The 20,827-nt window shown below is 63.8% G+C and carries 21 protein-coding genes; 9 read left to right on the plus strand and 12 right to left on the minus strand.

Translation table 11 applies throughout. The features are described from left to right. Positions 1-109: 109 nt before the first annotated feature. The 3 genes from AOT96_RS28810 to hrcA form a co-directional block, all read right to left on the minus strand. Positions 110-871 carry a 16S rRNA (uracil(1498)-N(3))-methyltransferase gene (locus AOT96_RS28810; RefSeq protein WP_003944495.1) on the minus strand — a complete coding sequence of 254 codons (762 nt, stop codon included), beginning with the start codon at positions 869-871 and terminating at the stop codon, positions 110-112. A gap of 2 nt (positions 872-873) precedes the next feature. Then, the gene (gene dnaJ / locus AOT96_RS28815) at positions 874-2,025 is read right to left on the minus strand and encodes a molecular chaperone DnaJ (RefSeq protein ID WP_003944460.1); all 1,152 of its coding nucleotides are present in this window, start codon (positions 2,023-2,025) and stop codon (positions 874-876) included. 80 nt (positions 2,026-2,105) lie between these two features. Next, complete coding sequence (gene hrcA, locus AOT96_RS28820) at positions 2,106-3,149, minus strand: heat-inducible transcriptional repressor HrcA (RefSeq protein WP_003944583.1); 1,044 nt, start codon at positions 3,147-3,149, stop codon at positions 2,106-2,108. Positions 3,150-3,306: 157 nt separating this feature from the next. Between hrcA and AOT96_RS28825 the strand changes: the two genes are divergently transcribed. After that, the gene (locus AOT96_RS28825; protein ID WP_003944521.1) at positions 3,307-3,630 is read left to right on the plus strand and encodes a type II toxin-antitoxin system VapB family antitoxin; all 324 of its coding nucleotides are present in this window, start codon (positions 3,307-3,309) and stop codon (positions 3,628-3,630) included. A gap of 3 nt (positions 3,631-3,633) precedes the next feature. Here AOT96_RS28825 and AOT96_RS28830 read toward each other — a convergent pair whose 3' ends face one another. Both AOT96_RS28830 and hemW read right to left on the minus strand, forming a co-directional pair. Continuing rightward, complete coding sequence (locus AOT96_RS28830) at positions 3,634-4,254, minus strand: CG0192-related protein (protein ID WP_065352966.1); 621 nt, start codon at positions 4,252-4,254, stop codon at positions 3,634-3,636. Between the two features lie 35 nt (positions 4,255-4,289). Further along, positions 4,290-5,516 carry a radical SAM family heme chaperone HemW gene (hemW, locus tag AOT96_RS28835; RefSeq protein ID WP_042450186.1) on the minus strand — a complete coding sequence of 409 codons (1,227 nt, stop codon included), beginning with the start codon at positions 5,514-5,516 and terminating at the stop codon, positions 4,290-4,292. 502 nt (positions 5,517-6,018) lie between these two features. Between hemW and AOT96_RS28845 the strand changes: the two genes are divergently transcribed. The 7 genes from AOT96_RS28845 to AOT96_RS28875 all read left to right on the plus strand — a co-directional run bounded on the left by AOT96_RS28845 (position 6,019) and on the right by AOT96_RS28875 (position 13,257). Continuing rightward, positions 6,019-7,746, plus strand: coding sequence for a nitrite/sulfite reductase (locus AOT96_RS28845; protein WP_063316224.1), 1,728 nt, complete (start codon positions 6,019-6,021; stop codon positions 7,744-7,746). Further along, on the plus strand, positions 7,743-8,456 hold the full coding sequence (locus AOT96_RS28850; protein WP_003944488.1) for a phosphoadenylyl-sulfate reductase: 714 nt from the start codon (positions 7,743-7,745) through the stop codon (positions 8,454-8,456). The genes AOT96_RS28845 and AOT96_RS28850 overlap by 4 nt, the downstream gene beginning before the upstream one ends. Further along, positions 8,453-9,388, plus strand: coding sequence for a sulfate adenylyltransferase subunit CysD (cysD, locus tag AOT96_RS28855; RefSeq protein ID WP_007731054.1), 936 nt, complete (start codon positions 8,453-8,455; stop codon positions 9,386-9,388). Before AOT96_RS28850 ends, cysD begins: the two co-directional genes overlap by 4 nt. Further along, positions 9,388-10,674 (plus strand): sulfate adenylyltransferase subunit 1, encoded by a 1,287-nt coding sequence (locus tag AOT96_RS28860; protein ID WP_020969973.1) that lies wholly within the window; start codon positions 9,388-9,390, stop codon positions 10,672-10,674. Before cysD ends, AOT96_RS28860 begins: the two co-directional genes overlap by 1 nt. A 4-nt stretch (positions 10,675-10,678) precedes the next feature. Beyond that, a complete protein-coding gene (locus tag AOT96_RS28865; protein ID WP_007731050.1) occupies positions 10,679-11,434 on the plus strand; it encodes a sirohydrochlorin chelatase in 756 nt (251 codons plus the stop codon). A 94-nt stretch (positions 11,435-11,528) separates the two neighbouring features. After that, the gene (locus AOT96_RS28870; RefSeq protein ID WP_042450193.1) at positions 11,529-12,305 is read left to right on the plus strand and encodes a DUF998 domain-containing protein; all 777 of its coding nucleotides are present in this window, start codon (positions 11,529-11,531) and stop codon (positions 12,303-12,305) included. Between the two features lie 55 nt (positions 12,306-12,360). After that, positions 12,361-13,257 carry a universal stress protein gene (locus AOT96_RS28875; RefSeq protein ID WP_003944544.1) on the plus strand — a complete coding sequence of 299 codons (897 nt, stop codon included), beginning with the start codon at positions 12,361-12,363 and terminating at the stop codon, positions 13,255-13,257. Positions 13,258-13,382: 125 nt separating this feature from the next. Here AOT96_RS28875 and AOT96_RS28880 read toward each other — a convergent pair whose 3' ends face one another. From AOT96_RS28880 to AOT96_RS28900, 6 genes are all read right to left on the minus strand, one after another. Continuing rightward, positions 13,383-14,432, minus strand: coding sequence for a sulfate/molybdate ABC transporter ATP-binding protein (locus tag AOT96_RS28880; protein ID WP_065352638.1), 1,050 nt, complete (start codon positions 14,430-14,432; stop codon positions 13,383-13,385). Next, positions 14,429-15,235 (minus strand): sulfate ABC transporter permease subunit CysW, encoded by an 807-nt coding sequence (gene cysW / locus AOT96_RS28885; RefSeq protein WP_003944503.1) that lies wholly within the window; start codon positions 15,233-15,235, stop codon positions 14,429-14,431. Before cysW ends, AOT96_RS28880 begins: the two co-directional genes overlap by 4 nt. After that, the gene (gene cysT, locus AOT96_RS28890) at positions 15,232-16,080 is read right to left on the minus strand and encodes a sulfate ABC transporter permease subunit CysT (RefSeq protein ID WP_030536617.1); all 849 of its coding nucleotides are present in this window, start codon (positions 16,078-16,080) and stop codon (positions 15,232-15,234) included. Before cysT ends, cysW begins: the two co-directional genes overlap by 4 nt. 7 nt (positions 16,081-16,087) lie before the next feature. Continuing rightward, positions 16,088-17,119 carry a sulfate ABC transporter substrate-binding protein gene (locus AOT96_RS28895; protein WP_003944569.1) on the minus strand — a complete coding sequence of 344 codons (1,032 nt, stop codon included), beginning with the start codon at positions 17,117-17,119 and terminating at the stop codon, positions 16,088-16,090. A 196-nt stretch (positions 17,120-17,315) separates the two neighbouring features. After that, positions 17,316-17,405, minus strand: a complete 90-nt coding sequence (locus AOT96_RS36465) for an Ms4533A family Cys-rich leader peptide (protein WP_309599318.1) — start codon at positions 17,403-17,405, stop codon at positions 17,316-17,318. 123 nt (positions 17,406-17,528) lie between these two features. Beyond that, positions 17,529-17,735 carry a hypothetical protein gene (locus tag AOT96_RS28900; protein WP_003944489.1) on the minus strand — a complete coding sequence of 69 codons (207 nt, stop codon included), beginning with the start codon at positions 17,733-17,735 and terminating at the stop codon, positions 17,529-17,531. An 82-nt stretch (positions 17,736-17,817) separates the two neighbouring features. Between AOT96_RS28900 and AOT96_RS28905 the strand changes: the two genes are divergently transcribed. Then, positions 17,818-19,776, plus strand: a complete 1,959-nt coding sequence (locus AOT96_RS28905) for a glycoside hydrolase family 15 protein (RefSeq protein ID WP_003944557.1) — start codon at positions 17,818-17,820, stop codon at positions 19,774-19,776. 57 nt (positions 19,777-19,833) lie between these two features. Here the strand turns inward: AOT96_RS28905 and AOT96_RS28910 are convergent, their stop codons facing one another. Beyond that, the gene (locus tag AOT96_RS28910) at positions 19,834-20,814 is read right to left on the minus strand and encodes an ABC transporter substrate-binding protein (RefSeq protein WP_231917467.1); all 981 of its coding nucleotides are present in this window, start codon (positions 20,812-20,814) and stop codon (positions 19,834-19,836) included. Positions 20,815-20,827 lie beyond the last annotated feature (13 nt).

Consider the following 20,827-nt stretch of genomic DNA (forward strand, 5'->3'; position numbering starts at 1 on the left):
TCCCCGAACCAACTCACGCCGAAGGCGACCCCCGACGTCCTTACGATAGTGCGCAAATCTGACACTTCGCTGAGCGCCGGATCCGATTCAGCTCGGGATCACAACAAGATCAGTGCAGTGGCCGTGGTCCCCAGCGATCGGTCAGCACTCCGATCGCGCCCAGAGCAACAGCCCCGGCGGTCGACGTGCGCAGGACCGTCGGGCCGAGAAGCACCGGAGTGGCCCCGGCCTCCGACAACGCGCTGATCTCCGAATCGTCGAGCCCACCTTCGGGACCGACAACCAGAAATACCTCGTCCGCGCTCGCCAGCGGCAAACCGGCCAACGGCGTCGTCGCCGATTCGTGAAGCACCGCAACCACAGCGCCACGGGCAACGGCGTCACGAACCAACGCGATCACCGCCGGCGTCTTGTGCAGTTCCGCAATTTCCGGGACGAACGCGCGTCTGGACTGCTTTGCCGCAGACACTGCCGCACTTCGCCAGCGTGCGACGCCCTTGGCGAGCTTGGGGCCCTCCCACTTGGCGACACAACGCAAGGACTGCCACGGGATCACCGCGTCGATCCCCGCCTCGGTCGCCAGTTCGACGGCCAACTCGGAACGCTCGGCCTTGGGAAGTGCCTGAACGAGGGTCACCAACGGCTTGGGCTGCTCGAGAACCTGAACGTCACTGACCAACAGTTCCAGGCGGTCCTTGCCGACGCTCGTCACCTCGGCGTCGGCCACCCGGCCACGGCCGTCGGCCAACACCAATCGCTCACCGACGCCGATCCGGCGGACAGTGGCCGCGTGGCGACCCTCCTGTCCGTCCAGAACTGCGATTTCACCGACGCCGGGAACCGGGTCGAGAAAGAAGACCGTTGCGGCCACCGTCAGCGGCCGCTGAATGCTTCGCGAAGACGCGAGAACAATCCACCGCTGTTCTGCGAGGCCGTCGAGACAACCTCGGCCTCGTCACGATCGCGGAGCAGCTTGAATTCCTTGAGCAGCTTGGACTGCTTGTGATCGAGACGGCTCGGGATGACCACCTCGAGGTGAGCGTGCACGTCGCCGCGCACTCCCGACCGCAGTTTCGGCATGCCATGACCGCGAAGAACAGCAACGTGTCCGGGCTGGGTGCCTGGCTCGATGGTGATTTCCTTGGGGCCGTCGATGATGGTGTCGACGGTGACAGTCGTACCGAGCGCTGCGTCGACCATCGGAACGCGGATCGTGCAGTGCAGGTCTTCACCGTCTCGAACGAAGACGTCGTGCTGCTGCTCGACGATCTCGACGTAGAGGTCGCCGGGGTGTCCGCCGCCTGGGCCCACTTCACCCTGCGCGGTCAAACGGATACGCATGCCACCGGCGACACCCGCGGGAACCTTCACGGTGATGTCACGCTTGGCCCGAACTCGGCCGTCGCCGCCACACTTGTGGCAGGGATCCGGGATGGTCTCACCGGCACCGCGGCACGTCGGGCAGGGACGCGAGGTCATGACCTGACCGAGGAACGAGCGCTGGATGGACTGAACTTCGCCGGCACCGTTGCAGGTCTCACAGCGGACAGGCTTGGAGTCGCCGTTGGTTCCGGCTCCGGTGCAGCTGTCGCACAGAATGGCCGTCTCGACGGTCACGTGCTTGCTGACTCCCGTCGCACATTCTGCGAGGGTCAGCTTGGTGCGAAGCAACGAGTCGGCTCCGGGCTGAACGCGACCGCGCGGCCCACGACCTGCGCCGCCACCGCCGCCGAAGAATGCTTCGAAGACGTCGCCGAGGCCACCGCCACCGAAGCCGCCGCCGAAGCCACCACCGCCGCCACCACCGGACTCGAGTGGGTCTCCGCCGAGATCGACGATGCGACGCTTCTCCGGGTCGGTCAGGACCTCGTAGGCCGTCGAGATCTCCTTGAACTTGGCCTGCGCCGCCTCGTCAGGGTTGACGTCCGGGTGCAGTTCGCGTGCCAGCTTGCGGTAAGCGCGCTTGAGCTCCTGGTCTGTCGCGTTCTTGTCGACGCCGAGCAATCCGTAGTAATCCCGTGCCACGTTGAGTCTCTCGTCCTTCTCTTACTTCTAGGTTTTCCTCAGTCCTCGCGAGGAGGCGTGCCGACGAATGTCGACGTCCGTCATCGCTCGGAGAGAACTTCGCCGATGTATCTGGCAACGGCGGCAACCGATGCAATTGTTCCCGGATAGTCCATCCGAGTGGGTCCGAGCACACCGACACCACCGAAAACGGTACCGGCCGCGCCGTAGCCAGTCGAAATCACGGAGGTTCCGCGCATCTGTTCGACCTGCGTCTCTTCACCGATCTGAACGGTGACCGTGCCGGAGTTCTGCGTCGCAGCGAGCAGTTTGAGGACCACTACCTGCTCTTCCAGTGCTTCGAGCACTGCGCGCAGCGAACCGGGGAAGCCGGCCAGACCGGAGAAATCGGCGGCGTTGCGCGTGAGATTCGAGGTTCCGCCCAGAACGAGGCGATCTTCCGGATGTTCGACCAGGGTCTCGACCAGCACCGTTGCCGAGCGGATCACGGCGTCGCGAAGGTCGGCCGGAGACTCGTCGGCCAGTTCCGCCACGGCAATCGACGCGGCGGCCAGGCGCTTGCCTTCCAGTGCTCCGCCGAGAAGCGTGCGCAACCGGGAAAGGTCTTCGTCTTCGAGGACGTCTCCGAGTTCGACGATTCGCTGATCGACGCGGCCGGAATCGGTGATGAGAACGAGAAGCAGGCGCGCCGGCGTCAAAGCGACCACCTCGAGGTGGCGAACCGACGACGCGGACAGCGACGGGTACTGGACAACCGCGACCTGACGGGTCAGTTGCGCGAGCAGTCGCACACCGCGGCGCAGAACGTCGTCGAGGTCGACACCCGACTCCAAGAACTCGAGGATCGCTCGACGCTCGGGCCCGGACATGGGCTTGACGTCGGCGATGCGATCGACGAATTCGCGGTATCCCTTGTCGGTGGGGACGCGGCCGGAACTGGTGTGCGGTTGGGCGATGTAGCCCTCGGCCTCGAGGAATGCCATGTCGTTGCGCACAGTGGCGCTCGACACTCCGAGGTTGTGACGCTCGACCAGTGCCTTGGATCCCACCGGGTCCTGGGTGGAGACGTAATCGGCCACGATTGCACGTAAGACCTCGAAACGCCTGTCGTCGGTACTCGACATCGTTGCCACCTCCGTTTCCTGAAAAGAACGAACGCCGACATTTACACATCGGTTTCCACTGGCAGTCTAATCGCCCGAGCGCCAGAGACGGCTGTTGCCCTTACTGTGGAGTGAGATCGGCGAAAGGTCGATCGCACAACCATGGACAAGGCGGCACATGATCTTCAAAGGCGTGATGGACGGCAAACCGTATCCCGATCACGGACTGTCTCTACGCGACTGGTCGAAGTTCCCTCCACGTCAGGTTCGACTCGACGAGATCGTGACCACCACGAAGGTCCTCGAACTCGATCGCCTGCTGTCGGAGGACTCGACCTTCTACGGCGATCTGTTCCCGCACGCAGTGCAGTGGCGCGGCACTCTCTACCTCGAGGACGGTCTGCACCGAGCGGTTCGTTCGGCCCTGCGAAACCGCGTCGTGCTGCACGCGCGTGTCTTCGACTTCGACGCGATGCCCGGTGTCATCGAGGGAGTCCGCTGACGCTCAGGCGATAGTCACGAGCAACGCAGGTGTCGTTTGCCCCGGCCAGGTTCCGGTGAGCGTCTCCGAGTCCGAGACTCGATCTGCGTCGATCACTCTCGCCACAGTCAGTTCCAGGCTTCCCGCGCGGATGATCGTGTCGGTGCCGACTGTCGAGCAGGTCACGGATTCCACTGCCGGTACGGAAGCGTCGGCCGTACCGCTGCCTACTACGTGAGCCGTCACGGGGATGCGATCGGCGGTGTCCGCGAAGACCAGTTCGACTCCGGCCCCACCCGTCAGAATCGCGGTCGCCACCGCGCTGACGTAGACCGGATCACAGCATGCGTCGTACACCCACCGTTCGCCGAGTACCGAATGATCCATGGTCGCGATCAGCGCGGTCTCCGCCCCGTCCAGCGGAGCACCACGATAAGTGAGCGGGACCTGAAGAATTCGACCGTCGGCAGAGCGCATCAGGTGCGTCTCGATTCCGACCTCACCGTCCGGGTCGTCGAAACGATAGGCGTCGACGCGTTCGAGCGTCGAACAGTCGACCGACCCGAGCCACGGCTGCTTGGGCACCCACGCTCGGAGCAGGTCGTTCTTGGACGGATTCAGCTGCGCACGATGAATGATGGCCACCACGGCCACATTACGCGGCGAAGGATGGTTGCGCGTCAGGTCAGGATCGTGCGAATCACCGCATCGGCGAGCAGGCGACCACGGTCGGTGAGAACCACGTGATCGTTCTCGATCACGGCCAACCCGTCGACTACCACCTGTTCGGCCGAAAGACGTTCGGATGCAGACAGTTCCGACAACGGAAGTCCCGTACGCAACCGTGCGGTCAGCATGACTCGCTCCATGTGTTCGTCCTCGGCGGTCAGTTCTTCGCTGCCGCCGACGGGAAGTTCGCCGAGCGCCAACTGTTCCGCGTACCGCGCCGGGTGCTTGACGTTCCACCACCGCACTCCGCCGACGTGGCTGTGCGCGCCCGGACCGGCACCCCACCAGTCACCGCCGTCCCAGTAGCCGAGGTTGTGACGACACCGGGTGTCACCGGAGTCCGCGGTTTCCGCCTTTGCCCAGTTGGAGACCTCGTACCACCGCAAGCCTGCCTCGGACAGGCGTGAATCGATTCGTTCGTACCGCGAGGCCAGCACGTCGTCGTCCGGGGCGGGCAGCTCGCCGCGCCTGACCTTGCGAGCCATGGCGGTGCCGTCCTCGACGATCAACGCGTAGGCCGAGACGTGATCGACATCGGCGGAAAGGACCGCATCGAGTGAGGCGTCCAGGTCTTGATCGCGCTCCCCCGGGGTTCCATAGATCAAATCGAGATTCACGTGCGAAAAACCAGCTGCGCGAGCCTCTTTCGCGGCAGCGACGGCGCGACCGGGGGTGTGCGTGCGGTCGAGGATCTTCAGAACGTGCTGGGCGGCCGACTGCATGCCGAGGGAAATCCGGGTGAATCCAGCGCTGCGGAGAGCACCGAAGAACTCCGGCGACGTCGATTCGGGGTTCGATTCCGTGGTCACTTCGGCGCCGGACGCCAGGCCGAAGCTGCTCCGCACCGCCGACAGCACGTCGGACAATCCGTCACCACCGAGCAGCGACGGCGTTCCACCGCCCACGAACACGGTCTCCGCCGCCGGGGCGCCCGTCATCTCGGCCGCGAGATCGAGTTCGCGCCGCAGACCTTCCAACCACGATTGCGGCGAGGCGGAAGTTCCGAGCTCTCCGGCCGTGTAGGTGTTGAAATCGCAGTACCCACACCTGGTGGCACAGAACGGGACGTGGATGTAGATCCCGAACGGCCGTTTCCCGACACCCTCGAGCGATCGCGCGGGCAAGGCGAAGGGCGTCGCCTCGCTCTGTCGAGTGGGAGTCGTGCTGGTGGCATTCACGCCTCCAGTGTCCCAGCATCCGGAACGCACACCTATTCAGCCTGCGATGCAGGTCGGCGTACGGCTTGAACTCGATATTTCCCCCGTTTTTCGTGGAAATACGCACCCGAGTCGGAATTATCGAGTTGACGTGGCACAATGGTCCGCATGACCGGACTCGGAGTGCGACTTGTGGCGCGTCGCCATGTCGACTTCAAGCGTGTGTGCAGCTCGTCGTGTCTGCACCTGTGTAGCTGTTGATCTTTCACTGATCTTCCAGCCTTTCCCGCTCATCTCCATCTGCTTCACCGAAACACTCTCTGCAGAGAAATGCCTTTTCAGGGACGCAGCTTCTCCAGCTGTTCGTTTTCGTGAGCACACCTGCCGGCCGCGAGCTTTCCGAGACCGAGGACAGCCCCCTCGATTTCCGACACGGACCGGTGCGTCCCGATCAGACACCGCCACAGTTCATCGATAGTGCGTGCCGCGTGCCGATCAACCGCCCAGATCCAGGAGTTCATCGATGACGTCGACCACCGACGCCGCCACACCCGCCGATTCGGCAGCTGCCGAAGCCCGGCCTGCACGCGCTGCGCGTCCCGCCAAGCGTCGCGCCGAAGGTCAGTGGGCCCTCGGTTACCGCGAGCCTCTCAACGCCAACGAGCAGGCCAAGAAGGACGACAACCCGCTCAATGTTCGGGCCCGCATCGAGAACATCTACTCCAAGCAGGGCTTCGACAGCATCGACAAGGGCGACCTTCGCGGCCGCTTCCGCTGGTGGGGTCTCTACACCCAGCGCGAAGAAGGCTACGACGGCACCTTCACCGGCGACGAGAACATCGACCTGCTCGAGGCCAAGTACTTCATGATGCGCGTGCGTTGCGACGCCGGCGCTCTCAACGTCGAGCAGCTGCGCACCATCGCCGGCATCTCGAAGGAATTCGGCCGGAACACCGCCGACCTGTCCGACCGCGAAAACGTCCAGTTCCACTGGATCGAGGTCGAGAACGTTCCGGAGATCTGGAAGCGCCTCGAAGCCGTCGGACTCAAGACCACCGAAGCGTGCGGTGACTGCCCCCGCGTCGTCCTCGGTTCTCCCCTGGCCGGCGAATCGCTCGACGAGGTCCTCGATCCCACCCCGGCGATCGACGAGATCGTGCGCCGCTACATCGGCGACCCCAAGTACTCCAACCTGCCGCGCAAGTTCAAGACCGCTATCTCCGGTCAGCAGGATGTTGTTCACGAGATCAACGACATCGCCTTCATCGGCGTGAACCACCCCGAGCACGGCCCGGGCCTCGACCTCTGGGTCGGCGGCGGACTGTCCACCAACCCGATGCTGGCGCAGCGCGTCGGCGCCTGGATTCCGCTCGACGAGGTCCCCGATGTCTGGGAGGGCGTCGTCTCGATCTTCCGTGACTACGGCTACCGCCGTCTGCGCGCGAAGGCCAGGCTCAAGTTCCTCGTCAAGGACTGGGGTATCGAGAAGTTCCGCGAGGTTCTCGAGACCGAGTACCTGAAGCGTCCGCTCATCGACGGCCCCGCGCCCGAGAAGCCCAAGCGCCCGATCGATCACGTCGGTATCCAGAAGACCCGCAACGGCCACAACGCAGTCGGTTTCGCTCCGATCGCCGGCCGCGTCTCGGGAGACATCCTGGCTCAGGTCGCCGACGCCGCCGAGAAGGCAGGCAGCGACCGGATCCGCTTCACTCCGTACCAGAAGCTGATCATCCTCGACGTCGCCGACGAGACGCTCGAGCCGCTCATCGCCGATCTCGACGCGCTGGGTCTTCCCGCCCGTCCGTCGCACTGGCGCAAGAACCTGATGGCCTGCTCCGGCATCGAGTTCTGCAAGCTCTCGTTCGCCGAGACCCGCAAGCGTTCGCAGGTGCTCGTGCCCGAACTCGAACAGCGTCTTGCCGACATCAACAGCCAGCTCGACGTGCCGATCACCATCAACATCAACGGTTGCCCCAACTCCTGCGCTCGCTCGCAGATCGCCGACATCGGCTTCAAGGGCCAACTCGTCGACGACGGTGAGGGGAATCAAGTCGAGGGTTTCCAGGTTCATCTGGGAGGCAGCCTCGGATTCGACAGCGCCTTCGGACGCAAGCTGCGCCAGCACAAGGTCACCAGCGTCGAGATGGGTGACTACATCGACCGCGTCGTACGTCAGTTCGTCAAGAACCGCAACGAAGGTGAACGGTTCGCCGAATGGGCAGTGCGCGCAGACGAAGGAGATTTGCGATGACAGTGGACATTTCGCGAGCAACTGCCGACGAGCTTCGGTCCATCGCCGAACGCGGTGCAGTAGAACTCGACGGAGCCGGCGCGCAGGAACTGTTGCAGTGGACCGAGGACACGTTCGGTGACTCGTACATCGTGGCGTCGAACATGCAGGACGGGGTGTTGGTTCACCTTGCCGCACAGGTGCATCCGGGCGTCGACGTACTCTTCCTCGACACCGGCTACCACTTCCCCGAAACCATCGGCACGCGTGACGCGGTCGAGCAGGTGTACGGCGTCAACGTCATCAACGCTCGTGCGCTGGCAAGCGTCGCCGAGCAGGATGTCGCCGAGGGCAAGGATCTGTTCGCCCGTGATCCCAACCGCTGCTGCGCACTACGCAAAGTCGCGCCGCTCAAGCAGACACTGTCCGGGTACAGCGCGTGGGTGACCGGCATCCGCCGCGTCGAAGCGCCCACCCGCGCCAACGCTCCCCTGATCTCCTTCGACGAAGCCTTCGGACTCGTGAAGATCAACCCGATCGCTCCCTGGTCGGACGAGGAGATGCAGAACTACATCGACACCAATTCCATCCTCGTCAATCCCCTTGTCGACGAGGGATATCCGTCCATCGGCTGCGCACCCTGCACCAGCAAGCCAGCCCCCGGCAGCGATCCGCGTAGCGGTCGTTGGGCCGGTGCCTCCAAGACAGAATGCGGGTTGCACGCATCATGACAGTTGACTTGACACCTTCACGGCCTCAGCTCGACGGCACACAGTTCGATACTCTCGACGCCCTCGAGTCCGAAGCGATCCACATCTTCCGAGAGGTGGCCGGCGAATTCGAACGCCCGGTCATTCTCTTCTCGGGCGGTAAGGACTCCACCGTGCTGCTGCACCTGGCGATCAAGGCCTTCTGGCCTGCGCCGTTGCCGTTCACCCTGCTGCATGTCGACACCGGCCACAACCTGCAGGAAGTCCTCGACTTCCGCGACCACGTGGTGGCCAAGTACAACCTGCGCCTGCACGTGGCCAGCGTCGAGGAGTACATCGCGGACGGTCGCCTCACCGAGCGCCCCGACGGTATCCGCAACCCGCTGCAGACCGTGCCGTTGCTGGACGCGATCTCCGAGAACCGCTTCGACGCCGTATTCGGTGGCGCTCGCCGCGACGAGGAGCGGGCCCGCGCCAAGGAGCGGATCTTCTCGCTGCGCAACGCTTTCGGTCAGTGGGACCCCAAGAAGCAGCGCCCGGAACTGTGGAACCTCTACAACGGTCGCCACTCCCCCGGCGAGCAGGTGCGCGTCTTCCCGCTCAGCAACTTCACCGAGCTGGACATCTGGCGTTACATCGCCCGCGACAACGTCGAACTCGCCAGCATCTACTACGCCCACCAGCGTCCGGTGTACCAGCGCGACGGCATGTGGATGACGCCCGGCGTCTGGGGTGGACCGGCTGACGGCGAAGAGCTGCAGACCCTTTCGGTGCGTTACCGCACCGTCGGCGACGGTTCGACCACCGGCGCAGTCCTCTCCGATGCCGCTGACAACGAGGCCATCCTGGCCGAGGTTGCGGCATCACGTTTGACCGAGCGCGGCGCGACCCGTGGCGACGACCGAGTTTCCGAAGCGGCCATGGAAGACCGCAAGCGAGAGGGCTACTTCTGATGAGCGATCTGCTCAGACTGGCAACTGCCGGCAGCGTCGACGACGGAAAGTCCACCCTCGTGGGCCGTCTGTTGTACGACACGAAATCCGTTCTCGCCGACCAGATCGACGCCGTGACCCGTGCGTCGGTGGACCGCGGTCTCGACACCCCTGACCTCTCGCTCCTGGTGGACGGACTGCGCGCCGAGCGTGAGCAGGGCATCACCATCGACGTGGCGTACCGCTACTTCGCGACCCCCAAGCGCACCTTCGTGCTCGCCGATACACCGGGCCACGTGCAGTACACCCGCAACACGGTCTCCGGTGCCTCGACGGCTCAGCTCGTGATCCTGCTGGTCGATGCTCGCAAGGGCGTCATCGCGCAGACTCGCAGGCACGCAGCGGTTCTCGCGTTGCTCGGTGTCCCGAAGCTCGTTCTCGCCGTGAACAAGATCGACCTCGTCGAGAACCCCGAAGAGGTCTTCACCTCGATCTCCGCCGAGTTCAACGAACTCACCAGCTCACTTGGCTGGGCAAGCGAAGACGTCGTCGAGATCCCGGTGTCGGCACTGCACGGTGACAACGTCGCCATCCGCTCCGACAAGACCCCGTACTACACCGGCCCCACACTGATCGAGCACCTCGAGTCGATTCCGGTCGACGCCGAGCCACATCGCGTCGGTCTGCGTTTCCCGGTGCAGTACGTGATCCGCCCCCGCACCGCAGAGTTCCTCGACTACCGCGGCTACGCCGGTCAGGTCGCTGCCGGTTCCGTCGTGCCCGGCGACGAAGTGGTGATCCTGCCCTCGGGTACGCGCACCACCGTCACACGTATCGACACGGCCGACGGCGAACTGGACGTCGCCCACGCCGGACGCAGCGTCACGCTGATCCTGGCCGACGACGTCGACGTCTCTCGCGGCGACACCATCGCATCGCCGTCCGACGCACCCGAGCCGATCGGCGAATTCGACGCCACTGTCTGCTGGCTGGCCGAGAAGTCGCTGCGCCCCGGTGCACGTCTGCTGCTCAAGCACGGCACGCGAACGACGCAGGCCATCGTGGGCAGCTTGGTGGAACGCTTCAACGAGCAGGACCTCACCACGGATCAGGGCCCGGACACTCTCGAGCTCAACGAGATCGGCAAGATCTCCATCCGGGTGGCCGAGCCGATCGTGGCTGACGACTACGCCGTCAACCGCCACACCGGCAGCTTCCTGCTGATCGATCCCGCTGGTGGAAACACTCTCGCAGCCGGCCTGGTGGGCGACGTCATTTCCGCTGTCGAATTGGGCGAGCGCGTCTAAGTCGATGGTTCCGCTCATCGCTGTTGCGCACGGCAGCCGTGACCCCCGTTCTGCTCGGGTGATCGCGGCTGCTGTGGCAGCTCTTCGTGAAGTCCGGCCAGACCTCGATGTCCGGCTGGCGTTCCTCGACCTCAATGCACCGTCCATCGATCAGGTCCTGGACGGAGTTGCACACGACGGCCACACTCACGCCGTTGTTGTTCCGATGCTGCTGGGCAATGCCTTCCACGCCCGGGTAGATCTGCCCGGACTCTTGGCCGCTGCCGCGACACGCCACCCCCAGTTGACCGTGTTCCAAGCAGACGTGCTGGGTCGCGATGCTCGGCTGATCGAGGCAGTACGCGAGCGAATTCTCGAAGCGGGTGCCCGCCCGGACGATCCGTCGGTCGGTGTCGCTCTTGCGGCAGTCGGCTCGTCCGACGCGCGCGCCAATGCCGCGACCGCAGAATTGGCGTCCACTCTCCTCGGCGGAACCAACTGGTCGGGCGTTCGAATCTGTTTCGCGACATCCGCGGAACCGACAGTTGCCCAGGCGATCTCCGCACTCGAGCAGGACGGCGCCGAACGTGTTGTCGTCGCACCGTGGTTCTTGGCTCCCGGCCTACTGACCGATCGACTCAGCGCTGCCGCAGCAACTGCATGTCCGCGCGCGCGTTTCGCCGACACGATCGGTGGGCACTCTCTACTGATCGAAACGATGATCGACCGTTACCGACAAGTCGCTGATGCACTACCCGACCGTCTGGTCCGCTCCGCCTGATCCGGTTTCACAGGCCGTTATCAGATTGTTACCGTAGTGTTGGATCTGTCCAGCTCGCGAAGGTACCTCCTTCGCCTGCGAAACAGATCTTTGGGTGCAATCCCCTCAGAGCGCCGCGAGAGGGAACACCATCACTCACAATCTTCGCCTCGGCACAGCCGGCATCGCATGGGTCCTGTCGGTGCTCTACCTGCTTGTCGAAATCTTCACAGCCGGAGCATGGAAGACGCCGTACAGCTTCGCGCGCGACTCCATCAGTTCGCTGGGCGTGACGACATGCAGCGTGGATTCGTGTTCGCCGATGCACGACGTGATGAACGCGGCCTTCATGATCCTCGGTGCGCTCACCATCCTCGGTGCAGCCTTGCTGCACAAGTACATTCCGGACGGTCGTGCGAAGAAGTGGATTCTCGGTCTTGCCGTCGTCGTTGCATTGAGCACCGCGGCCACCGGCCTCTTCCCGGCGAACGACGGGACCTTCGTTCATTGGACCGCCGTACTTCCCGGCTTCGTCGCACGTCATGCCGTTCTCGTCCTCATGGCAATTCAATTCTGGAAGCACAGCAAATGGATCGCAGTGTGGTCAGGGCTGTGCGCGGCTACCGGAATCGTCGGTGCCGTACTGCTTCTCGGACGAACCCTCACTTTCGGCCTTGGTGAACGCCTGACGCTGTACCCGCTGCCTATGTGGATGGCCGTCACCGGCGTCGCAGCCCTGCTTGCGTTGATGCGCCGAACCGTGTTGAAGAACGTGGAACTGACACTGTCCGGTAACGGATTCATCACCGCTCTGTTGTCGTTGCGCCCGCGTCGATCTCGCGCGGCTGTGCCTACCGACGTTCTCGCACCGCGGAAGCTGACGAGTTTGTAGCGAACCCGGGGTGACCAGGGACACACTGGTAGGGAGGCGACGCGAGGAGACTTCCATGACCAGTGCATCTGTTCGACACGGAATCGTGGCCGGTATCGACGGCTCGGCAAGCGCGGTCAACGCCGCGAGGTGGGCAGCTTCGGCTGCAAAGAGATTCGACGAACCACTTCGCCTGACCCACGTGCTGCCAGGACAACCCGAGTCCGGTGGCGGTACCAACGTCACCGACGAAGAGATGTTCGACCACCACCTTCGCGTCGAGGGTGCAAAACTGCTCGACGAGGCCGAGGACGCCATCCGCGATGATCACACCGACGTCACCGTCGAACGTGGCCTCGTGACCGGTACTCCCGCAACCACACTCGTCGAACTCTCGAAGTCGGCTCGCATCGTTGCACTGGGTCAGGCCGGCACCAGCGAAATGCAGTCCGTGTTTCTCGGATCCGACACCATTCGGGTGGTCAACCGCGCGCACTGTCCCGTGGCCGTATTCCGCGGTACGGGTGATCACGCGATGGCCGACACCAGGCCCATCGTCGTCGGCGTCGACGGGAGCAAGCTCAGCGAACTCGCCGTCGCGCATGCCTTCGAATTTGCCGCGTTCCTCGGCGCACCTTTGGTTGCGGTCCACACGTGGAACGAGCACGCCTCGCTGGGCGGGTATTCCGAAGCCAGGCGCTTCGTCGACTGGGGACCGTACGAACAGCATGAGCATGCCCTGCTGTCCGAGTGCCTCGCCGGCTGGACGGAGAAGTACCCCGATGTCGAAGTCACCCGGAGTGTCCAGCGCAGCGGACCGATGAAGGCACTGCTCGAGCACTCGGCGGAAGCGCAACTCGTAGTCGTCGGTAGCCACGGCCGCAGCCCGTTCATGGCGTCGATAGTCGGATCGACCAGTCAGAGCCTCATCCACCACGCCCAGTGCCCGGTCCTCGTCTGCCGAGAGGGCTGAACTCGTCTCGCTGTTGCCCGACCCCCAACTCTGAGCGAACGGCACTTTCGGCGCCATCAGGAGGCCGAAAGTGCCGTTCGCTCAAACAGGAGTAGGGGTACAACAGGTCGAACAGGGCTAGCGGGTCATACCTGGCCGACGACGCTCACCGTCACCGGCTCCTGCTCCGGCGTCACCACCGGAGTCTCCGGCAGATCCGGCACCCGGGTAGCCCGGGCGTAGACCGTCTCCCCCGCCTCGAGGTGCAGCGCTGCACTGTCACCGCGCGTGACCTGAGCCGAGAAGAGCTCGCCGGTTGCCTCGTCGCGCAGGTCCACTCGAACCTCGAAGCCGAGGTACACGACGCGCTCGACTGTTGCGCGTGTGACGCCGAGCGACTCGGCCGTTCCGGATTCCTGCGCGAGAGCCATGCTCGGATCGCGGCCGAGGCGGATGTCGTGCGGACGGACCAACTGCCCGTTGAGCTTCGCGACGGATCCGAGGAAGGACATCACGAAGTCGTTGGACGGGCGGTCGTACAGGTCGGCAGGTTCACCGATCTGCTCGATCCGCCCCTTGTTCAGCACCGCGATGCGGTCGGCGACGTCGAGAGCCTCTTCCTGGTCGTGTGTGACCAGGACGGTGGTGACGTGCACCTCGTCATGCAGGCGACGCAACCACGTGCGCAGGTCGGCACGGACCTTCGCGTCGAGGGCGCCGAAGGGCTCGTCGAGCAGGAGCACCTGCGGATCCACCGCCAGAGCGCGCGCCAACGCCATGCGCTGGCGTTGACCACCGGACAGCTGCGCGGGGTACCGATGCTGAAAGCCGTCGAGGCCGACGATCCCCAGTAGTTCGTTGACCTTCTTCTCGATCTCCGGCTTCGGGCGCTTGCGGATCTTGAGCCCGAACGCCACGTTGTCTCGCACCGTCATGTGCTTGAACGCCGCATAGTGCTGGAACACGAAACCGATGTCACGCTTCTGCGGCGACACGCCGGTGACGTCCTTGCCTGCGATGGTGATGGTTCCCGAATCGAGTTCTTCGAGCCCTGCGATCGAACGCAGCAACGTCGACTTTCCCGAGCCACTGGGCCCGAGCAATGCCGTCAACGAACCCGAGGGAATGTTGACCGTCACGTCGTCGAGCGCCGCGAAATCACCGTAGTTCTTGCGGGCCCCGGTCACTGTGATCATGTGGTGCTCCTCTTACGGTCCAGCAGCGTCATCAGCAACAGGACAATGATGGCGATGCCCATCAGCAGCGTTGCCGCCGAATACGCACCAAAGGTGTTGTGGTCGTCGATGTATCGCGAGTGCACCAGCAACGTCAGTGTCTGGGATACCCCCGGGAAGCCGGAAGAGACCATGATGACTGCGCCGAATTCACCGAGCGAACGCGCCACCGTCAACACGATTCCGTATGTCAAGCCCCAACGGATCGCGGGCAAGGTGATCCGCCAGAACGTCTGCCAACCAGAGGCACCGAGCGTCGCGGCCGCTTGTTCTTGCTCGTCGCCGATCTCGTGAAGTACGGGTTCGACTTCCCGGACGACGAAGGGCAGCGTCACGAAAATCGTCGCGATCACCATGCCTGGCAACCCGAAGATGACTTTGAACCCCAACGATTCGATGCCGCCGAACCAACCGTTGGCACCCCACAGGAGAATCAACGACACACCGACGACGACGGGCGAGACTGCGAAGGGCAGGTCGACCACCGACTGCAGAACTCCGCGGCCCGGGAACCGACCACGCACGAGTGCCAGAGCGGTGACCACACCGAACACGACGTTGATCGGGACCACGATCGCCACGATGATCAGCGAAAGATTCAACGCGGAGATCGCTGCCGGTGTCGTGATCGATTCGAGAAACGGGCCGATTCCGTTCTCGAACGTTCGCGTCAGGATCACACCGATCGGCACGACCAGCAACACGAACAGGTAGACGAGAGCGATGGTCCGCAGACCGATCTTCGATCCTCTGGACACGTTCATCGGGAACTCTCCTCACGTCGCTGTCCCCGCGATGCGAAGATTCGCAGGACGAACAGCGTCACGAATGCGATGGCCAGCAACGCTACCGAGACGGCAGCGGCGTTGGTCGGACGATCGATCTCGATCTGCTGCTGAATGTACTGCGACGTCATCTGTGTCACGCGTGGGATGTTGCCGCCGATCAGAACGACCGAGCCGTATTCACCGATCGCTCTGGCGAACGCGAGGCCCGCACCGGAGATGACGGCAGGCGCCAACGTCGGGAGAACAACCGAGCGAAAGATCGTCCAGTTGGAAGCTCCCAACGACGCAGCGGCTTCCTCGACTTCGCGGTCGACCTCCATCAGCACCGGCTGCACGGAACGGACGACGAACGGCAAGGTCACGAAGGCCAATGCCACGATCAGTCCGGGCTGAGTTGCATTGAGATGGATGTCGATCGGTGACTGCGGGCCGTAGAGGGACAGCAGCACGATCGATGCCACGATGGTCGGTAGCGCGAACGGCAGATCGATCATCGAGTTGACGATGCGCTTGCCCGGGAAGTCGTCCCGGACCAGCACCCACGCGATGATCGTGCCCATTACGACGTTGATCAATGCCACGATCACCGAGACCAACAACGTCACGCGCAACGACGCCAAGGCGACGGGTGCGGTGACGGCGTCCCAGAATCCGGAGATCCCCTCGTCGAACGCGGTGGCGGTCAACGCGGCGAGCGGAAGCAGAACGATGACGGAGAGCCACAGGGTGGCCACTCCGATTCCGAGCGGCCCCACACTCCCCGTGACCCGCGCGAGTTTTCGCCGACGAGCCACGGGGGTGGGGTCAATAGTGTCAGTCACGTCAGTCTTACTTGGTCGCGTTGTCGTAGATCACTGCGATCGAACCGGTGTCCTTGGTGAACAGAGCACTGTCCACGGCCTTCCAGCCGCCGAGGTCTGCAATGGTCCACAGCTTGGTCGGCTCGGGGAACTTGTCGGTGAACTTGGCAGCGACGGCGGGATCAACGGGACGGAATCCTGCTTCGGCCCAGAGCGTCTGACCCTCGGTCGTGTACAGGTAGTCCTTGAACGCGGTCGCCTTGTCGAGGACCTTGCTGTTCGAGATCACGGCAACGGGGTTCTCGATCTTGAAGGTCGTGGGCGGGGTGACGTGCTCGACCGGGTCGCCGTTGCCTTCGATGAACAGTGCTTCATTCTCGTAGCTGATCAGAACGTCACCGCTGCCCTGCAGGAAGGCTTCCGAAGCCTCGCGTCCCGACTTGGGCTGGATCTTGACGTGATCGTTGACCAAGGCGGTGACGTAGTCGAGCCCCGCCTGCGGGTTCTTGCCACCGTCGCTCTTGGCGGCGTACGGCGCCAAGAGGTTCCACTTGGCCGAGCCGGAGCTGAACGGGTTCGGCGTGACGACCTCGAGGCCGGGCTGAAGCAGGTCGTCCCAGTCCTTGATGCCCTTCGGGTTCCCCGGACGCGTCACGATGGTGACTACCGATCCGAACGGAATTCCGTTGTAGGCGTCCTGGTTCCAGTTCTGATCGACCAGACCGGCATCGACCAGGCGGGTGATGTCGGGCTCGACGGAGAAGTTGACGAAGTCTGCCTCGGCGCCGTCCTTCACCTTGCGCGACTGGTCGCCCGAGGCGCCGTAGGAAGGATTGAAGTTGACGTTCTTGCCCTCGTCGGTCGCCTGGAAGGCTGCGGTGAGCTTGTCGAAGCCAGGCTTCGGCACGGCGTAGGCGAACAGGTTGATCGTGCCGGCGCTACCGTCGCTGGCGGCGCTGTCACCACCCACGGTGTCGCTCGAGCCACCACTGCACGCTGTGAGTACCACGGCCCCCATGGTCGCGATAGCAGTGAGAAGTGTGCGGGAACGGCGTTTCATTGCAGATACCTTCCTGAAAGGACTGACAAACGAGGGTTGGTCAAACGACAAGTCCGAGACCTCTGGGGCTGATTCCATCGGGATGTTCAGACATGGAGAGCCGACGGGCGATGAGCCCTGAATCGGGGGCGCGAGTTACGCGCAGAGAAGTTCGAGTGGGGTGCGCAGCACCACCGGAGAGGTCGAACTCAGGAAATCAACAACAGGCGACGTCAGCGACGTCGAGCATGCCGACAGCAATCAACGCCAACTGGTGGCGGATTACGGGAGCTGTTGCTTCGGACACGCGGTGGACTTTAGCAGAGCACCGGCGCCCGCTCTAATCGGGAGAACTAACGGGTGAGAAGCCACGCGACGATCACGAGGAGAATCAGGGCTATCAGGGCGAGAGTGACCCGTGAGCGGGGCATCAGCTTTCCTCTACTTCTCGAGAATTCCTACGCAACCAGCCGAAGAGCGGCAGAGCGAGAACGGCGGCCAACGCGCGATCCAGACCGATGGCCACCAGGCGGCACAGCGGAACGACGACGATCAGGACCAACGCGACCTGCGGGATGAACGGGAGCCCCGCCATCCACAGCTCGAAGCTGTCCCACCAATCCGCTATCCGATCCACGCCAACACCCTATCCTTCGGACGATACGGTCCCGACAGCGTGTGGATTGGACGTGTGCCGATTCTGGCCGGATGATGGCCGAATGAGTGCTGACGACGAAGTGGTGCAGACGATTCCTCCCGCCTCCACGGGTCACCATCGAAGCAACTTTCCCCCGATCGACGACTATGCGTTTCTTTCCGATTGCGAAACCTCGTGCCTGATTGCCCGTAACGGATCTGTCGAGTGGATGTGCGTTCCCCGCCCGGACTCCCCCAGCGTGTTCGGTGCCATCCTCGACCGCAGTGCGGGCCATTTCCGTATCGGCCCCTACGGCCAGAACGTGCCGGCCGCTCGGCGCTATCTGCCGGGTGGACTCATTCTCGAAACGACCTGGCAGACCGAGACCGGCTGGCTCGTCGTCCGCGACGCCCTGGTTCTCGGCCCCTGGCACAACGTCGACAAGCGATCGAACACGCACAAGCGCACACCGACCGACTGGGATGCCGAACACACCCTTCTCCGTACGGTCAAATGCGTCAGCGGCACCGTCGAACTCGAGATGAGCTGTGAGCCCGCGTTCGACTATCACCGTGGCACGGCGAATTGGGAGTACACCGGAAAGGTCTACGAGGAAGCAACGGCAACGTGTCGCTCCGCCAAGCCCGGCGACCATCCCACTCTGCGCTTGACCACCGATCTCCGACTGGGTCTGGAAGGTCGTGAGGCACGGGCCCGGACGCGACTGGTCGAAGGCGACAACGTGTACGTCGCGCTCTCGTGGTCGGATCTTCCCGCGCCGCAGACGTTCGACGAGGCCGCCGACAAGATGTGGCAGACGTCCAAGTCCTGGCGTGAGTGGGTGACGATCGGCAAGTTCCCCGATCACCCGTGGCGCGGATACCTACAGCGCAGTGCGCTCACACTCAAGGGGCTCACCTACGCACCGACCGGAGCCCTGCTTGCGGCTTCGACGACCTCGCTACCGGAAACACCAGGCGGAGAACGCAACTGGGACTACCGCTACGCGTGGGTTCGCGATTCCACCTTCGCACTGTGGGGCCTTTACACGCTCGGGTTGGACCGTGAGGCCAACGACTTCTTCAACTTCATCTACGACGTGTCGAGTTCGGACAACGGTCAGCCGCATCCCTTGCAGGTGATGTACGGCATCGGCGGCGAGCGCACACTCGAGGAATCCGAACTCAACCATCTGTCCGGCTACGACGGCGCCCGTCCGGTGCGTATCGGCAACGGGGCGTTCGATCAACAGCAGCACGACATCTGGGGCACCATGCTCGACTCGGTGTACCTCCACATCCGTACCCGCGAGCGTGTCCCCGAAGCGCTGTGGCCGCTGCTCAAGAAGCAGGTCGAGGAAGCGATCAAGCACTGGCGTCAACCCGACCGCGGGATCTGGGAGGTGCGCGGTGAACCGCAGCATTTCACGTCGTCGAAGATCATGTGCTGGGTCGCACTCGATCGCGGCGCCAAGCTGGCAGAGATGCAGGGCGAGAAGAGCTTTGCGCAGCAATGGACGGCCATCGCGGACGAGATCAAGGCCGACATCCTCGCGCACGGTGTCGACTCGCGCGGAGTTCTGACACAGCGGTACGGCCACGATTCACTCGACGCGTCGCTCTTGTTGGCACCGCTGCTGCGCTTCCTGCCGGCCGACGATCCGCGCATCCGGGCGACGGTGCTGGCGATCGCCGACGAGCTCACCGAAGAGGGGTTGGTCCTGCGCTATCGCGTCGACACCACCGACGACGGATTGAGCGGAGAGGAGGGCACGTTCACCATCTGTTCCTTCTGGTTGGTGTCCGCCCTCGTCGAGATCGGCGAACTGGATCGCGCAAAGCATCTCTGTGAGCGCCTGCTCGGGTTCGCGAGCCCGCTCAAGCTGTACGCGGAGGAGATCGACGCGCACACCGGTCGCCATCTGGGTAACTTCCCGCAGGCGTTCACACACCTGGCGCTGATCAACGCCGTGGTCCACGTGATCCGCGCCGAGGAAGCTGCCGAAGCCGGAGCTTTCCAGCCCGCGCACAACGCAACCTAGACCCCCTGCTGTGCGCCTTTATTAACCGCCCGCGGTTAATAAAGGCGCACAGCAGGTCTAGCCGGCCACCGCTTCGAGCTGCGGCGTGATCGATTCGAGCGAGTGCTTCAGCGACAGCGACGACGGAGTGTTCAACCCGGCGACAGTCGGATAGTCGACGATGGCCAATCCGCCACCCTTGACTGCAGGCAGGTCGGCAAACCCCGGCAGCTTCATCATGTCGTCGAGCGACCCGCCGTTGGGCAGCAGCACCACGACGTCGGCGCTGAGAGCGTCGACCCGTTCCGGGCTGAGTATCAGCCGGCCACCGGTCACACCGGCCTCGTCGACCAGCTTGGGCGGCAACGACATTCCCAGACGCGTGAACAGTCCCGAAGCACCGTCCTTGGGATCAGCGACGATCACCAACTGCGACGTCGGGAAGACGTACTGCGACAAAAGAGCGGTCTTACCCTTCAGCCCCGGCAACCGCTGTGCGAGCGCATCGATCTGCCCGTTTGTCGCCTCGACGATCTCGTCGGCTCGCGACTCCTTGTCGAGAACCCGGCCGAGAATCTCCACCTGGTCCTGCCACGGATCGACCTGGACGTCGGACAGACCGGCAATTGTCGGAGCGATCTTGCTCAACTGGTCGAAATCGTTCTGATCGGCGACGGAGAACCCGCCGAGAATCAGATCGGGATCCAAGGCTGCAATTTCTTCAGCTTTGAGCGGGACACCGAACTGCTGGATCGCCGAGCGATCGAGTTCCTTCGCCGACGCGTCCACGCCACTCTCCCACGGGAACAGACCACGCTCGTCGCCCATCGGGCCGGCAGCCAGGTACCCCACCGGCTGGATTCCGAGTTCGAGCAGAGCGTCGAGCCACTGGGTGTCGGCCGCGACGATGCGCGTCGGCGTCCCGGTGATCGTGGTGGCGCCGAACTTATGGTCGATCGTGGTCACCCGACCGTCCGCGATCTCGTCGGCGTCCGAGGACGAACATCCGCTGATACCTACGACCAGCGCTCCCAAGAGAGCCACCGCCGAAAACTTCATCGCACGCACGAAA

Source organism: Rhodococcus sp. 008 (assembly GCF_001682295.1).
In the GTDB taxonomy this organism is placed as follows: Bacteria; Actinomycetota; Actinomycetes; order Mycobacteriales; family Mycobacteriaceae; genus Rhodococcus_F; species Rhodococcus_F qingshengii.